The sequence below is a fragment of the Rivibacter subsaxonicus genome, assembly GCF_004217215.1.
Lineage (GTDB): Bacteria > Pseudomonadota > Gammaproteobacteria > Burkholderiales > Burkholderiaceae_C > Rivibacter > Rivibacter subsaxonicus.
The window spans coordinates 219,192-233,105 of the sequence record NZ_SHKP01000008.1; the positions used below are offsets into that span (position 1 = coordinate 219,192).

The window sequence follows — 13,914 nt, forward strand, 5'->3', positions numbered from 1 at the left end:
GAGCCGCACGCCGGCTGACTGGCAGACGCCCAGTCAGTCGGTCGTATTTGCGATCGCTCCAGAGGCCGGAACGGGCGCCTTGGGCGCGACAGAGCGGCTGGCATCACGCATGAGCCGCGCAACGACCAGCCTCATGACGTGGAATCCCAGCTTCGGGTTCAGGTAGTAGAGCTGGGCCATTCCGTCCGCCGACAAGCTGTAGAGCTCGCAGTCCGTCTCGCAGACGATGGTGCGGGTACGTCGGCTGTCTGGCGAGAACAGGCCGATCTCGCCGACCAGGGAGCCCGGCCCCAGAAGCTCGTCGTACTCGACCAGCTTCAACTTGCCGGTCTCCACGTAGATCATCTCGGTGGCACGGTCACCCTGGCGCCATAGCAGTTCACCCGCCTTCGCCTGGCGCGGCTTCATATGGGGCAGCAGCCATTCGGCAATCGGCGAATCCTCCTTCGCACGCTCGATGTCTCGCACCAGCCGGCGAATGTCCCACGCCTTCTTGGCATTGATCGGGATGAGCGTCGCGTACAGCACGAGCGAGGGGATCGCCCACTCGATGAAGCCATAGATCACGAAGAAGAAGTTGCTTGCCAGCGCGACCAGTCGCAGCGGCAACATGCTCTTCATCGTGTAGCTCAGCAAGGTGAGCCCGGCACCGATGAAGCCGCACACGTATCCAACCGTCGTCATGCTTCAGTCCTCCGCGCGCCTGCTGCGGCGACACCCCATGGCGGCCTGTGCGGCAATCGAGTGTATGCGAGCCCACCGCGCACTGCTGCGGCGCAGCCAGGCCGAGCGGGTCGGCAATGACTACGGACCAACCACCTCGGAAATCCGGATCACGACGCCGCTCGCTCCCGGTGTCACCACCGCTGATTGACCTGCCAGATCGCCTGGTCGCGCCAGCGCGTCGCCACTCTTGCTGATGCGGGCGCTGAGCACGACCTGCGCGTGGTCGGACAGTTTCGCGCCGGCCGCCATCGCCATGCTGTCGTCGAGAGTGAATCGCAGAGGAAGGTCCTTGACCTGCTTGCGCAGCACCGCCAGCGGCATGCGAGGTCCTGAGGCAGCGCGCGCCAGCACGAAGACGGTGTCGTTCGGGCTCGCCTTCGAAGCCAGACCGGCATCGAGACTCACCGTGCCACTGACCGCGCCCAGCTTCGCCGCAGCCGCCGTGGTGGAACCTGGCTCGGCCTTGGCCGGCGCCGGTCCGGTAACCGGGGTAGCAGGCAGCCCACCGAGCGATCGCGCCTGCGCGATGCTCGCTCGCACCTCACCGAGGAACGGACTCGCCGGCGGCAATATCCGCTCGACCCGCTCCCATTGGCGTACGGCGCCCGCATAGTCGCGCCGATCAAAGGCGGCGCTGCCCGACAGGGCCAGCGCCTTGACGTTGTCGGGTTCGAGCTCGAGTGCCCGCGCGATCAGCCGACCGGCCTCGCCATCGAGCTTGCCGTTGTTCTGTGCCGCCAGCACGTCCGCGAAGTCGGCCAGCAAGCTGGCGTCCTCGCCGGCCAGCGCCAGCGCCTTGCGGAAGGCCGGCTCGGCTTCGGCGTAGCGGCCCAGCGCCGCATAGCCTCGCGCCAGCAGCGCCCATCCGGTGGAATCCTCTGGCTGCTCCTTGAGGCGCTGGGCGACACGGTCGACGAGCACGGACATCTCCTCGGCGCTCGCTGCCGAACCACCATCCGCGCCGGCCGTCGCCGCGGCCTCGGCGTTGCCGCCGGTCGGCTGGCGGAACACCCCGCCAGGCGAGCCGGTCAGCGCATAGCCAACGACGGCCAGCGCCAATACGCCCAGGCTCAGGCCAAGCCGCAGGCGGCGTGACGCGCTGGAAGTCGACTGCTCGCCGGTGCTGGCTGGCTTGGCCACGCGTTCGGATCTCTCGGCGTGCCCATCGCCGCGCATCACCGCTTCCACCAACTCGGCCTCCAGGCGGCTGCGCTCTCGAGCGTAGGCCTCGGCGTCGATGCCCCCACCGTCGCGCAGGGCCTGGAGCTGCTGCAACTTTCGGCGCCGGCTCTCGATGGTCGGGGTCATGCAGTCGGCCCCGGCTCGCGCTCCGCGCCCGCCGTCGGTCCGTCCTCGTCAGGATCGGCCTCGAATCGATCGGCGTCCATCCGGTTGCGACGGCGCAGGACGATGAGCAACACGGCCACGCCGCCGACCAGCAGCACGCCGGGGCCGAACCAGAGCAAGGCGGTGGTGGACTTGAGCGGTGGCCGATAGAGCACGAAGTCCCCGTAGCGCTGCGTCATGTAGGCAAGGATCTGCGCTTCACTGTCGCCACGCTGCAGCATTTCGCGAACCTGCTGGCGCAGGTCGACGGCGAGTTCGGCGTTCGAGTCCGCGATGGTCTGGTTCTGGCAAACGAGGCATCGCAACTCGGCGGCGATGCGCGCCACCCTGGCTTCGAGCACCGGGTCCGCGCTCACCGGCGCCGCCTCCTTGGCACCCAGGCTGGCCGATGCAGCCAACACCAGCCCGAGAACAATCCGCAAGGCTACTGCCCGAGCGTGAGCCAAGGTGCGCATCGACATCCCCTCAGCCCCGGGCATCGAGTTGCCTGAGCAGCGGCTCAATGCGGTCATGGATCACCTCGGGCGTGAGCGGCCCCACGTGCTTCATGCGAACGATGCCTTGCTTGTCGATGACGAAGGTCTCGGGTACTCCGTAGACGCCGAAGTCGATGCCGGTGCGACCGTCGGCATCGAACAGGACGGCGTGGTAGGGGTTGCCCAGGTTGGCCAGCCACTTGTTCGCGGCGACGCGGTCGTCCTTGTAGTTCAGGCCGATCACCGGGGCCAGCTTGCGCCGGGCGAGATCTACAACGAGTGGATGCTCGGTGCGGCAGGGACCGCACCATGAGGCCCAGACATTGAGCACCCACGGCTTGCCGAGCAGATCGTCGCGGCGCATGGCCTGCGACGTGTCGTCGAGCTGGGGCAGCTTGAAATCTGGCGCCGGCTTGCCGATCAGCGGCGACGGCACTTCCCTGGGGTTCAAGCCGAGCCCGACGCCCAGGAAAGCCAGCAGCACGGCGAGAATCCCCAGCGGCAGCAGGAAGCGCAGGCTCTTCATCGTCAGGCGCCGGCCCCGCTTGCGGCGGCGCCGTCAGCGCCAATCGCGGCCCTGCTGCGCGAACGCTCCCGATAGCGCCGGTCGCTGATCGCGAGCAAGCCGCCGAGGCCCATGATCAGGCAGCCCAGCCAGATCCACGCGATGAAGGGCTTCACGTACACGCGCACGACCCAGGCGTCGCCGTCGACCACCTCGCCGAGCGACACGTAGAGATCGCGATCGAGGCGCGTATGGATCGCCGCCTCGGTCATCGGCATGCGCTGGACGAGGTAGAGGCGCTTCTCGGGGTACATGTCGGCGACCTTGCGCTCGCCGCGCGTGACCTCGACATGGCCGCGCGCTACCTCGAAGTTCGGCCCCTGCCCCGCCTGCGTTCCCTTGAAGGTGAAGGTGTAGCCATTGACGGTGGTGCTGTCACCGGCGCGCATCTTCACATCGCGCTCGACCTCGAAGCTGCGCACCATGGTGACGCCGAAGACGAACGCCGCCACGCCGAGGTGCGCCACCATCATGCCGACCATCGCCCGCGGCAACTGGCGCATGCGGCGAAACACGTTCGTGCGCACACCGCCTACGGGCCGAACGCGCTCCCAGACATCGACCGCCAGCGAGGCGACGATCCAGAACGTCATCAGCAGCCCGAGCACCGACATCGGCGCCAGCGTGCCCGCCGTCCAGGCAGCGAGCAGGGCCGAGACCACGGCCACCGCCGCCGCCCATCGCAGCCGCCGGCCCAGTTCGGGCAGTTCGGCCTGCTTCCAGCGCGTCAGCGGCCCCACCCCCATCAGGAACACCAATGGCGTCATCAGCGGTACGAACACCGTATCGAAGTACGGCGGTCCGACCGAGATCTTGCCGAGGCCGAGCGCGTCGAGGATCAACGGGTACAGCGTGCCCAGCAGCACCGCAGCCGTCGCCACCAGCAGCAGCACGTTGTTGCCCAGCAGCATGGACTCCCGCGAGACCAGGGCGAAGCGGGCACCGAGCCCGATGGTCGGCGCGCGCCAGGCGTAGAGCGAGAGCGCCGAGCCGACCGCGAGCGCCAGGAAGCACAGAATGAACAGGCCGCGCGTCGGGTCGGAGGCGAAGGAGTGCACCGAGTTCAGCACGCCGGAGCGGACCAGGAAGGTGCCGAGCAGCGACAGCGAGAACGCAAGAATCGCCAACAGCACCGTCCACGACTTGAAGCTGCCGCGCTTCTCGGTGACGGCCAGCGAATGAATCAGCGCCGTGCCAACCAGCCACGGCATGAACGACGCGTTCTCGACCGGATCCCAGAACCACCAGCCGCCCCAGCCGAGCTCGTAGTAGGCCCAGCCACTGCCGAGCCCGATGCCGAAGGTCAGGAACATCCAGGCCACGGTGGTCCATGGCCGGGTCCAGCGTGCCCAGCGTGCGTCGAGGTCGCCGCCGATCAGCGCCGCCACGGCAAAGGCAAACGCGACCGAGAAGCCGACGTAGCCCATGTAGAGCATCGGCGGGTGGAAGATCATGCCCGGGTCCTGCAACTGCGGGTTCAGGTCCCGGCCGTCCATGGGCGCCGGAAACAGGCGCTCGAAGGGGTTGGACGTGAGCAGCACAAACAGCAGGAAACCGATGCTGAGCAGGCCCATCACCGACAGGATTCGCGCCAGGACCGGCAGCGGCAACTGGCGGCTGAACAGCGCCACCGCAAGCGTCCAGCCCGCAAGCATGAGCAGCCAGAGCAGCATCGAACCCTCGTGGCTGCCCCAACTGGCGGCAACGCGGAACCGCAGCGGCAGCGCCGTGTTCGAGTGGGTTGCCACGTTGAGCACCGAAAAGTCGTTGGTGACGAAGCAAGCCACCAGGCAGGCGAAGGCGAGCAGCACGAGCGCGGATAGCCACCCTGCCGCCGGCCGCGCCAGCGACATCCAGTCGCTGCGACCGCGGTGGGCGCCCATCAGCGGGACGGTGCCGAGCACCAAGGCGGCGCCAAGCGCCAGCCAGAGTGCGAAATGACCGAGTTCGGCGATCAGGGCTGCTTCTCCGGCTGGGACTTCTGCACCACGGACTCCCCAAGCTTCGAGCGGCCCTGCTGGGCTTGCTTCAGGGCCTCGGCAGCCTCGGGCGGCATGTAGTTTTCGTCGTGCTTGGCCAGCACCTCGCGTGCGACGAAGACACCATCGCGCAACTGCCCCTGCGCCACGACGCCTTTGCCCTCACGGAACAGGTCCGGCAGGATGCCTTCATAGCGCACTGGCGTCGATTGCGCGGTGTCGGTGACGACGAAGTTCACCTGCAGGCCGTCGCGCTTGACTGTCCCCGGCTGCACGATGCCGCCGAGGCGGAAGGTCCTGGCCTGCGGCGCCTCATGGGCCGCGATCTGCGACGGCGAGTAGAAGAAGACGAGGTTGCTGCGAAAGGCATTGAGCACCAAGGCAACGACCGCGCCGATTACCAGCACCGCGCCGACGGCGAGACTCAAGCGTTTGTGGCGGGGTTTCATTGCATCGGTTCCTTCAGGTGCAGAGGCGCAAGCCCACCGCCTGCGTCGCTCGTTGCGTGCCCATGCCAGTATCCGTCACCCGGCGCTGCGCGCCGGTCGGGCGCGCAGTTACCGAAAGCAAGAAGCCCGGTACCTTGCGATACCGGGCTTCTGATCTTCTTTTGGTCGGGACGGCGGGATTCGAACTCGCGACCCCTTGCACCCCATGCAAGTGCGCTACCAGGCTGCGCTACGCCCCGACTGAGCCTCGCATTATAGACAGCGAATCACGCATCGCTCCCGCTCAGAGGGACAACAGGCTTCGAATCGACAGCAGTTCCTCGCGAATCGGCGCATAGGCATCGTTGCCGGACAGCGGCATTGCACGTGCCACGGCCACCGGAGCGTCCTTCTTCAGCAAGGCAACCGACATCTGCTCGTCGGCCTCGACGTCGAACTCCTCGTCGTCAGCCAGCAGCGCCGGGTCGATCACGCGCGCGGCAATACCGGCGTCGGCCAGTCGGTTGCGCGCGCCGCTGATCGTGAAGCCCTGGTCGTAGAGCAGATCGCGAATGCGACGGATCAGCAGCACCTCGTGGTGCTGGTAATAGCGCCGGTTGCCGCGCCGCTTCATGGGCTTGAGCTGGGTGAACTCCTGCTCCCAGTAGCGCAGCACGTACGGCTTGACGCCGCACAGTTCGCTCACCTCGCCAATCGTGAAGTAGCGCTTGGCAGGGATCGGCGGCAGCGGCAGCGCTCTATCCATTGCAAATAAGCCTTGAGAATCAACACGATCGGAGGGTTTATCTCAGACTTTACTCGAAGTCTCCTTCAACCGGTGTCTCGCCTTGCACCAAGCCCTTGAGCTTGTGGCTGGCATGAAACGTAACCACGTTGCGTGCCTTGATCGGGATTGCCTCGCCGGTGCGCGGGTTGCGCCCGGGCCGCGGCGCCTTGCGCCGGATCTGGAAGTTGCCGTAGCCGGAGAGCTTGACATCGGCGCCATCGACCAGCGTGCCGTGAATCAGCTCGAAGAAGGCCTCGACCATGTCCTTGGACTCGCGCTTGTTGAGGCCGAGGCGGTCGAACAGCAGTTCGGCCAACTCGGCCTTGGTCAGCGTCGGCGTCTCGAGGCTGGGCAGGATTGCACGGTCCATGTTGTTATCTCCCCTTGTGCTTGCAGTTGAGCCTTATCCGCGCAGCCGCACCGCCAGCGTCGACTGCAGATGACCGAGCACCGCACGAACCGCTCCATCAATGCGCTCGTCGGTCAGTGGCTCGTCGTCATCGAGCAGTTCGATGCGTACCGCCAGGCTACGCTCGCCGGTTGCGATCTCGGCCGTGGCGGCCTTGGGCCGGTAGACGTCGAAGAGCTGCGCAGCGCGCACCAGGCCGCCGTGCGGCGCAGCCAGGACGGCGGCGATCAACGCATCGTGCCGCACCTCGTCGCCGGCGACCAGCGCCAGGTCGCGGGTCGCCGGCAGTTGGCGCGGCAGCGCCTGGACGGTCGGCAGCATGCCGTCCATCACCAGCCCGGCATCCAGTTCGAACAGCACCGGCGCCAGCGGCAGCTCGTAGCCCTGGCGCCAGCGCGGATGCAACTCGCCCAGGTGGCCAATGACGGCACCATCGATCTCGATGCGGGCGCAACGCCCCGGATGCATCGCCGGGTGCTCGGCCGCCACGAAGCGCGGCCGGCGCGGCGCCAGGAGCGCCTCGATGTCGCCCTTGAGGTCGAAGAAGTCGACCGGCCGTTCGGCCTGCCCCCATTGCAACGGCTGGGTACCGCCGTAGGCCAGCCCTGCCACGCGCAGCGGCTGGGCGATGCCAGCCACCGTCGCATCGCTCTCGACGACGCCCGCGTCGCGCAGGAAGACTCGTCCCAACTCGAATACCCGAACCCGGGAAGCCTTGCGCGCCAGGTTGTAGCGCAGCACCTGCACCAGGCTGCCGAGCAGGCTGGTGCGCATCACGTCGAGGTGGCTGGTGATCGGGTTGAGCAGCTTGATCGGGTTGCCGCAGCCGGCCAGCTCGCGTTCCCAGCGCGCGTCGACGAAGCTGTAGTTCAACGTTTCCTGGTAGTCGAGCGCAGCCAGCGCGTGACGCAACTGGTGCGGGCCACGGCGCGACTCGGAGCGCATCCGCGCCGTCACCGGCGCCAGCGGCGGCGTGTTCGGCAGCGTCGGGTAGCCGAGCACGCGGATCACTTCCTCGATCAGGTCTTCTTCGAGGTTCAGGTCGAAGCGCCAGCTCGGCGGCGTGACGGTGAGGCTGCCCTCGCCCTCGCTGAACGCCAGGCCGAGGCGCTGGAACACTTGCGCGCACTGCGCCTGCGTGACCGGCATGCCAATCACCTTGGTGGCCCGCGCCACGCGCAGCGTCACCGGCCTGGGCTGCGGCAGCGCCAGCACCTGATCGTCCATCGGACCGACCGTGCTGGCCGCGCCACCACAGATCTCGAGCACCAGGGCGGTGATGCGCTCGATGTGCTCGACCGTCTGCGCCGGATCGACGCCGCGCTCGAAGCGATGCGCCGCGTCGGTGCTGAAGTTGTAGCGCCGGGCGCGACCGGCCACCGCCTTCGGCCACCAGAACGCGGCCTCGACGTAGACGTTGCGGGTTTCGTCGCCGACTGCCGTGGCCTGGCCGCCCATGATGCCGGCCAACGATTCGACCTGCTGCGCGTCGGCGATCACGCCGACCTGCTCGTCGACCGTGATGGTGTTGCCGTTGAGCAGTTCGAGCTGTTCGCCGGCGCGGCCCCAGCGCACCTGCAGGCCGCCGTGGATCTTGTCGAGGTCGAAGATGTGCGAGGGCCGGCCGAACTCGAACATCACGTAGTTCGAGATGTCGACCAGCGCGCTCACCGGGCGCTGGCCGCAGCGCGCCAGGCGCTCGACCATCCAGGCCGGCGTGACTGCCTGCGGGTTCACGCCGCGCACGATGCGGCCCGAGAAGCGACCGCACAGATCTGGCGCCTCGACGCGCACCGGCAGCCGGTCGTCGATCGTCGCAGCGACGGGCGGGAAGGACGGCGTCTTCAGTGGCGCCCCGGTCAGCGCCGACACCTCGCGCGCGATGCCGTAGACACTCAGCGCATGTGCCAGGTTCGGCGTCAGCTTGAGCGTGAACAACGTGTCGTCGAGCTGCAGGTGGGCACGGATGTCGACGCCGATCGGCGTGTCTGCGGCCAGCACCAGAAGACCACCGTGGTCTTCGGAAAGCTTGAGCTCGCGCGCCGAGCACAGCATGCCCTGGCTCTCGACGCCGCGCAGCTTGCCGAGCTTGATGCGGAAGGGCTCCCCGCCCTCCTCGGTCGGCGGCAGTTCGGCACCGACCAGCGCGCACGGCACCTTGATGCCGGCCTGCACGTTGGGGGCGCCGCAGACGATCTGCAGGATCTCGCCGGTGCCGGCATCGACGCGGCAGACGTTGAGGCGGTCCGCACCGGGATGCTTCTCGACCGAGAGCACCTGCGCGACGACGATGCCGGTGAACGGCGGCGCGACCGGCCGCAGTTCCTCGACCTCGAGGCCGGACATGGTGAGCAGTTCGGCCAACTCGGCAGTGGCGATCGGCGGGTTGCAGAACTCGCGCAACCAGGACTCGGGGAATTGCATGGTCTTGTTCGAATGTCTTGATCGGTGCTTCGGCGGGCTTCAGCTCACTTGAACTGCGACAGGAAACGCAGGTCGCCGTCGAAGAACAGGCGCAGGTCGCCAACGCCGTAGCGCAGCATCGCCAGCCGGTCGATGCCCGAGCCGAAGGCGAAGCCGATGTAGCGCTCGGGATCGAGCCCCATGTTGCGGATCACCTGCGGATGGACCTGGCCCGAGCCCGAGACCTCGAGCCAGCGCCCCTTCAGCGGGCCGCTGCCGAACATCATGTCGATCTCGGCGCTCGGCTCGGTGAACGGAAAGTAGCTCGGCCTGAAGCGCACCTGCAGGTCGGTGGTCTCGAAGAAGGCGCTGATGAAGTCGATGTAGACCGACTTCAGGTCCTTGAAGCTGATGTTCTCGCCGACCCACAGACCCTCGACCTGATGGAACATCGGCGAGTGCGTCGCGTCGCTGTCGACGCGGTAGGTGCGGCCGGGCGCGATGACGCGGATCTCGGGCATCGGCAGCCCGGCGTCGATCAGCTGCCGGTGGCGCTTGACGTGCTGCACCGCGTAGCGGATCTGCATCGGGCTGGTATGCGTTCGCAGCACATGGCCGCCCTCCACGTAGAAGGTGTCGTGCATCGACCGCGCCGGGTGATCGGCCGGCGTGTTGAGCGCGGTGAAGTTGAACCAGTCGCTCTCGATCTCGGGACCGTCGGCGACGTCGAAACCCATCGAGCCGAAGATCGCCTCGATGCGCTCCATCGCCCGCGTCACCGGATGCAGGCCGCCAACGCCGCGGCCGCGGCCCGGCAGCGTCACGTCGAGCGCCTCGGCGCGCAACTGCTGCTCGAGCTCGGCGTCGGCCAGCGCCTGGCGGCGGGCATTGAGCGCGGCCTCGATACGCTGCTTGGCCTCGTTGATCAGTGCGCCCATGACCTTCTTCTGGTCCGGCGCGGCCTGCGCCAGACCCTTGAGCAGCTCGGTGATGCGACCGGCCTTGCCAAGGTAGCGCGCCTTCGCGTTCTCCAGCTCGGCGGGCGCGGCGGCGGCGGCGAAATCGCGGCTGGCCTCCTGCACCAGGGCGTCGAGGTTGTCCGGACTCGGGGACGTGGCGCTGTCGTTCATGTCTTGTTCTGTGACGCTAAAAAAAAGGCCTGCACCAAGGTGCAGGCCTTTCACGCTTGCTGCAAGCAATGCCGGCTCAGGCCTTCATCGCACGCAAGGCAACACTCAAGCGAGCTGGGCCTTCACCTTGTCGACGATGCTGCCAAAGGCAGCCGGGTCGTTGACGGCCATGTCGGCCAGGACCTTGCGGTCGAGGGCGATCTCGGCCTTCTTCAGGCCCGCCATGAAGCGGCTGTAGGTCACGCCGTGGCTGCGGGAGGCCGCGTTGATGCGGGCAATCCACAGACGACGGAACACGCGCTTCTTGTTGCGGCGGTCACGGTACGCGTACTGACCGGCCTTCATCACCGCCTGCTTGGCGATGCGATAGACGTTCTTGCGGCGACCGCGGAAGCCCTTGGCAAGGGCGAGGATCTTCTTGTGACGAGCGCGGGCTGTTACACCACGTTTGACGCGAGGCATGGATGACTCCTTCTACGTTGACAGACCGCGGCTCAGAGGCCGGCGAACGGCAGCATCTGCTTCATGCCGCCCATATTGGTCTCGTGGACCTGGACAGCACCACGCAGCTGGCGCTTGTTCTTGGTGGTCTTCTTCGTGAGGATGTGGCGCTTGAACGCCTGACCGCGCTTGACGGTGCCACCCGGGCGCACGCGGAATCGCTTCTTCGCGCTGCTCTTGGTCTTCATCTTGGGCATGACTGCTCCTTCTGCTTCGTTCCCGCAGGCGTCACAGCGGTCGCTGTGAACTTAGGGGGCCTGCCGGGCACTGCGCACCTCGGGGCGGGACCAACCACCTCGAGGGCATCCTTGCCGCGGGAGCCTTGGCTCCCGCGTTCAAACCACTTACTTCTTTCGCTTCGGCCCGAGCACCATGATCATCTGGCGCCCTTCGAGCTTGGGCATGTTCTCCACCACCGACACATCGCTCAACTCGTCGCGAATGCGCTCGAGCAACCGCATGCCGATGTCCTGGTGGGTGATCTCGCGGCCGCGATAGCGCAGCGTGACCTTGCCCTTGTCGCCGTCTTCCAGGAACTTGCGCAGATTGCGCATCTTGATCTGGTAGTCGCCTTCGTCGGTACCGGGACGGAACTTGACTTCCTTGATGTCGATGACGTGCTGCTTGGCTTTCTGCTCGGCCGCCTTCTTCTGCTCCTGGTACTTGAACTTGCCGTAGTCCATCAAACGACAGACTGGCGGGTTCGCCGCAGCAGAGATCTCGACCAGATCGACATCGGCCTCACCGGCGAGTCGCAGCGCTTCCATGATCGGCATGATGCCCAGGGGCTCGTTGTCCGGTCCGCTCACGCGCACCTCCGGGGCCATGATTTCCCGGTTCAGACGGTGCTTGCGCTCGTCGTTGCGCATCCGACGCTCAAAGAAATTAGCGATGGTCAGGGTCCTTTCGTCGAGCCGCGAGGCTCCATGTTCATCTTCCGCGCGTCACAAGGACAAGGAGCGCGACGCAAGCCAAATGGCTCATGTCACGCCTTGCTGGCGATGTCACCGGTGATCTTCTGAATGAAGGCTTCCAGGGGCATCGCGCCGAGATCCTGATTGCCCCGTGCGCGCACCGCAACGGCCCCAGACGCTCGCTCCTTGTCGCCGACGACCAGGATGAACGGAGCCTTTTGCATTGAATGCTCGCGGATTTTATACGTGATTTTCTCGTTACGCAAATCGGTCACTGCTCTAACTCCTTGTTTTGAAAGAGTTTTCGCAATCTCCGCAGCGTAATCAGCCTGCGCATCGGTGATGTTGAGCACCACCGCCTGCACCGGAGCGAGCCAGGTGGGCAGCGCGCCGGCGTGCTGCTCGATCAAGATGCCGATGAAACGCTCGAGGCTGCCGAGGATCGCCCGGTGCAGCATCACCGGCGCATGGCGCGCGCCATCCTCGGCCACGTACTCGGCGCCCAGGCGCTCGGGCAGCGAGAAGTCGACCTGCATCGTGCCGCACTGCCATTCGCGGCCGAGCGCGTCCTTGAGCGTGTACTCGATCTTCGGACCGTAGAAGGCGCCATCGCCGGGCGAAACCTGGAACTCGCAGCCCGAGTTGCGCAGGCTCTGCATCAGTGCATCCTCGGCCTTGTCCCAGAGTTCGTCCGCGCCGATGCGCTTCTCGGGGCGCGTCGCGACCTTGTAGAGGATCTCGCTGAAGCCGAAGTCGGCGTAGACGCGCTTCAGCAGCGCCGTGTAGGCGTCGCACTCCGGCAGGATCTGGTCCTCGGTGCAGAAGATGTGGCCGTCGTCCTGCGTGAAACCGCGCACCCGCATGATGCCGTGCAGGCCGCCGGTGGGCTCGTTGCGGTGGCACTGGCCGAACTCGCCGTAGCGTAGCGGCAGGTCGCGGTAGCTCTTGATGCCCTGCTTGTAGATCAGGATGTGGCCGGGGCAGTTCATCGGCTTGAGCGCGTAGTCGCGCTTCTCGCTCTCGGTGACGAACATGTTCTCGCGGTACTTGTCCCAGTGGCCGGTCTTCTCCCACAGGCCCTGGTCGAGGATCTGCGGACCCTTGACCTCGTGGTAGCCGTTGTCGCGGTAGATCGCGCGCATGTACTGCTCGACCTGCTGCCACACCGTCCAGCCCTTCGGGTGCCAGAACACCAGCCCGGGGGCGTGTTCGTCGAGGTGGAACAGATCGAGTTCGCGCCCGAGCTTGCGGTGGTCGCGCTTCTCGGCTTCCTCGAGCCGCGTCAGGTACTGCTGGAGATCATCCTTGCTGGCCCAGGCGGTGCCGTAGATGCGTTGCAGCATCTCGTTGCGGTGGTCGCCGCGCCAGTAGGCGCCGGCCAGCTTCATCAGCTTGAAATGCTTGAGCTTGCCGGTACTCGGCACGTGGGGGCCGCGGCACAAGTCCTCGAAGCCGCCCTCGCGGTACAGCGACACGTCCTCGCCGGCCGGGATGCTGGCGATGATCTCGGCCTTGTAGTGCTCGCCCAGGCTCTTGAAGTAGGCCGCGGCCTCGTCGCGCGGCAACACGCGCCGCCCGACCTTCTCATCCTTGCGGGCAAGCTCGGTCATCCTGGCCTCGATCGCCGCCAGGTCCTCGGGCGTGAACGGGCGCTTGTACGAGAAGTCGTAGAAGAAGCCGTTGTCGATGACCGGACCGATCGTGACCTGCGCCTCCGGAAACAGTTCCTTCACCGCGTAGGCCAGCAGGTGCGCCGTCGAGTGGCGGATCAGTTCGAGCCCGTCAGCGTCCTTGTCGGTGACGATCGCCAGCCGCTCGTCGGCCTCGATCCGGTAGCTGGTGTCGACCAGGCGTGCATCGGCGCCGCTGCCGATGCGTCCACCGAGCGCCGCCTTGGCCAGGCCGGTGCCAATGGATGCCGCCACCTCGGCCACCGTGACTGGGCCGGGAAACTCGCGACGTGAACCATCCGGAAGAGTGATCGCAACCATGAAAACCTCGGGGAACGCTGAAACGAAAAAAGCGCGGGACTCGCCGCGCTTTGAGTGATTGACGGCCGAAACCGTGCAGACGTGCTCAGACCGCGGTCTGGAAGACCTCGATGAATGGGCTCGTAGTTCGCGGTGTCATAACCCGTCGCGCCTTTCCCGTTTCTTGCTGAAAACCAGTCACTTCTACAGCCGAATGGTACCAGCGCGACCTCCGGCACGCCGCTGCGCTGGTGCTTGCCCTGCCGTCGGAGTACCGTC

At 66.5% G+C, this 13,914-nt stretch carries 14 protein-coding genes and 1 tRNA gene; all 15 read right to left on the minus strand.

The window, feature by feature from the left end; all coding sequences use genetic code 11:
• Nucleotides 1-33: 33 nt before the first annotated feature.
• The 15 genes from EV670_RS16720 to thrS all read right to left on the minus strand — a co-directional run bounded on the left by EV670_RS16720 (nt 34) and on the right by thrS (nt 13,656).
• The gene (locus EV670_RS16720) at nt 34-684 is read right to left on the minus strand and encodes a Crp/Fnr family transcriptional regulator (RefSeq protein ID WP_130434249.1); all 651 of its coding nucleotides are present in this window, start codon (nt 682-684) and stop codon (nt 34-36) included.
• Between the two features lie 120 nt (nt 685-804).
• Nucleotides 805-2,034 carry a tetratricopeptide repeat protein gene (locus EV670_RS16725; RefSeq protein WP_130434251.1) on the minus strand — a complete coding sequence of 410 codons (1,230 nt, stop codon included), beginning with the start codon at nt 2,032-2,034 and terminating at the stop codon, nt 805-807.
• Nucleotides 2,031-2,585: a cytochrome c-type biogenesis protein gene (locus EV670_RS16730; protein WP_423213591.1), complete on the minus strand. Its 555-nt coding sequence runs from the start codon at nt 2,583-2,585 to the stop codon at nt 2,031-2,033. The genes EV670_RS16725 and EV670_RS16730 overlap by 4 nt, the downstream gene beginning before the upstream one ends.
• Nucleotides 2,539-3,075, minus strand: coding sequence for a DsbE family thiol:disulfide interchange protein (locus EV670_RS16735; RefSeq protein ID WP_130434255.1), 537 nt, complete (start codon nt 3,073-3,075; stop codon nt 2,539-2,541). The genes EV670_RS16730 and EV670_RS16735 overlap by 47 nt, the downstream gene beginning before the upstream one ends.
• Before the next feature lie 2 nt (nt 3,076-3,077).
• Nucleotides 3,078-5,072 (minus strand): heme lyase CcmF/NrfE family subunit, encoded by a 1,995-nt coding sequence (locus tag EV670_RS16740; protein ID WP_130434257.1) that lies wholly within the window; start codon nt 5,070-5,072, stop codon nt 3,078-3,080.
• A complete protein-coding gene (gene ccmE, locus EV670_RS16745; RefSeq protein WP_130434259.1) occupies nt 5,069-5,542 on the minus strand; it encodes a cytochrome c maturation protein CcmE in 474 nt (157 codons plus the stop codon). The genes EV670_RS16740 and ccmE overlap by 4 nt, the downstream gene beginning before the upstream one ends.
• A gap of 162 nt (nt 5,543-5,704) precedes the next feature.
• A tRNA-Pro gene (locus EV670_RS16750) sits at nt 5,705-5,781 on the minus strand.
• A 44-nt stretch (nt 5,782-5,825) separates the two neighbouring features.
• Nucleotides 5,826-6,287 carry a MerR family transcriptional regulator gene (locus EV670_RS16755; protein ID WP_130434261.1) on the minus strand — a complete coding sequence of 154 codons (462 nt, stop codon included), beginning with the start codon at nt 6,285-6,287 and terminating at the stop codon, nt 5,826-5,828.
• 49 nt (nt 6,288-6,336) lie between these two features.
• Complete coding sequence (locus EV670_RS16760) at nt 6,337-6,678, minus strand: integration host factor subunit alpha (RefSeq protein ID WP_130434263.1); 342 nt, start codon at nt 6,676-6,678, stop codon at nt 6,337-6,339.
• A 33-nt stretch (nt 6,679-6,711) separates the two neighbouring features.
• Nucleotides 6,712-9,141, minus strand: a complete 2,430-nt coding sequence (pheT, locus tag EV670_RS16765) for a phenylalanine--tRNA ligase subunit beta (RefSeq protein ID WP_130434265.1) — start codon at nt 9,139-9,141, stop codon at nt 6,712-6,714.
• 44 nt (nt 9,142-9,185) lie between these two features.
• On the minus strand, nt 9,186-10,250 hold the full coding sequence (locus EV670_RS16770) for a phenylalanine--tRNA ligase subunit alpha (protein WP_130434267.1): 1,065 nt from the start codon (nt 10,248-10,250) through the stop codon (nt 9,186-9,188).
• Between the two features lie 105 nt (nt 10,251-10,355).
• On the minus strand, nt 10,356-10,712 hold the full coding sequence (gene rplT, locus EV670_RS16775; protein WP_130434269.1) for a 50S ribosomal protein L20: 357 nt from the start codon (nt 10,710-10,712) through the stop codon (nt 10,356-10,358).
• 32 nt (nt 10,713-10,744) lie between these two features.
• On the minus strand, nt 10,745-10,948 hold the full coding sequence (gene rpmI / locus EV670_RS16780; RefSeq protein ID WP_130434271.1) for a 50S ribosomal protein L35: 204 nt from the start codon (nt 10,946-10,948) through the stop codon (nt 10,745-10,747).
• 147 nt (nt 10,949-11,095) lie between these two features.
• Complete coding sequence (infC, locus tag EV670_RS16785) at nt 11,096-11,620, minus strand: translation initiation factor IF-3 (RefSeq protein WP_130434273.1); 525 nt, start codon at nt 11,618-11,620, stop codon at nt 11,096-11,098.
• 116 nt (nt 11,621-11,736) lie between these two features.
• On the minus strand, nt 11,737-13,656 hold the full coding sequence (gene thrS, locus EV670_RS16790; protein WP_130434275.1) for a threonine--tRNA ligase: 1,920 nt from the start codon (nt 13,654-13,656) through the stop codon (nt 11,737-11,739).
• Between the last annotated feature and the right edge of the window lie 258 nt (nt 13,657-13,914).

Excerpts from the sequence above, each read along its gene's own strand:
- EV670_RS16770 (WP_130434267.1), bottom strand. The coding sequence starts at position 10,250 with ATGAACGACAGCGCCACGTCCCCGAGTCCGGACAACCTCGACGCCCTG.
- pheT (WP_130434265.1), bottom strand. The coding sequence starts at position 9,141 with ATGCAATTCCCCGAGTCCTGGTTGCGCGAGTTCTGCAACCCGCCGATC.
- ccmE (WP_130434259.1), bottom strand. The coding sequence starts at position 5,542 with ATGAAACCCCGCCACAAACGCTTGAGTCTCGCCGTCGGCGCGGTGCTG.
- EV670_RS16725 (WP_130434251.1), bottom strand. The coding sequence starts at position 2,034 with ATGACCCCGACCATCGAGAGCCGGCGCCGAAAGTTGCAGCAGCTCCAG.
- EV670_RS16730 (WP_423213591.1), bottom strand. The coding sequence starts at position 2,585 with ATGACCGCATTGAGCCGCTGCTCAGGCAACTCGATGCCCGGGGCTGAG.
- EV670_RS16755 (WP_130434261.1), bottom strand. The coding sequence starts at position 6,287 with ATGGATAGAGCGCTGCCGCTGCCGCCGATCCCTGCCAAGCGCTACTTC.
- rpmI (WP_130434271.1), bottom strand. The coding sequence starts at position 10,948 with ATGCCCAAGATGAAGACCAAGAGCAGCGCGAAGAAGCGATTCCGCGTG.
- rplT (WP_130434269.1), bottom strand. The coding sequence starts at position 10,712 with ATGCCTCGCGTCAAACGTGGTGTAACAGCCCGCGCTCGTCACAAGAAG.
- EV670_RS16735 (WP_130434255.1), bottom strand. The coding sequence starts at position 3,075 with ATGAAGAGCCTGCGCTTCCTGCTGCCGCTGGGGATTCTCGCCGTGCTG.
- EV670_RS16760 (WP_130434263.1), bottom strand. The coding sequence starts at position 6,678 with ATGGACCGTGCAATCCTGCCCAGCCTCGAGACGCCGACGCTGACCAAG.
- thrS (WP_130434275.1), bottom strand. The coding sequence starts at position 13,656 with ATGGTTGCGATCACTCTTCCGGATGGTTCACGTCGCGAGTTTCCCGGC.
- infC (WP_130434273.1), bottom strand. The coding sequence starts at position 11,620 with ATGCGCAACGACGAGCGCAAGCACCGTCTGAACCGGGAAATCATGGCC.
- EV670_RS16720 (WP_130434249.1), bottom strand. The coding sequence starts at position 684 with ATGACGACGGTTGGATACGTGTGCGGCTTCATCGGTGCCGGGCTCACC.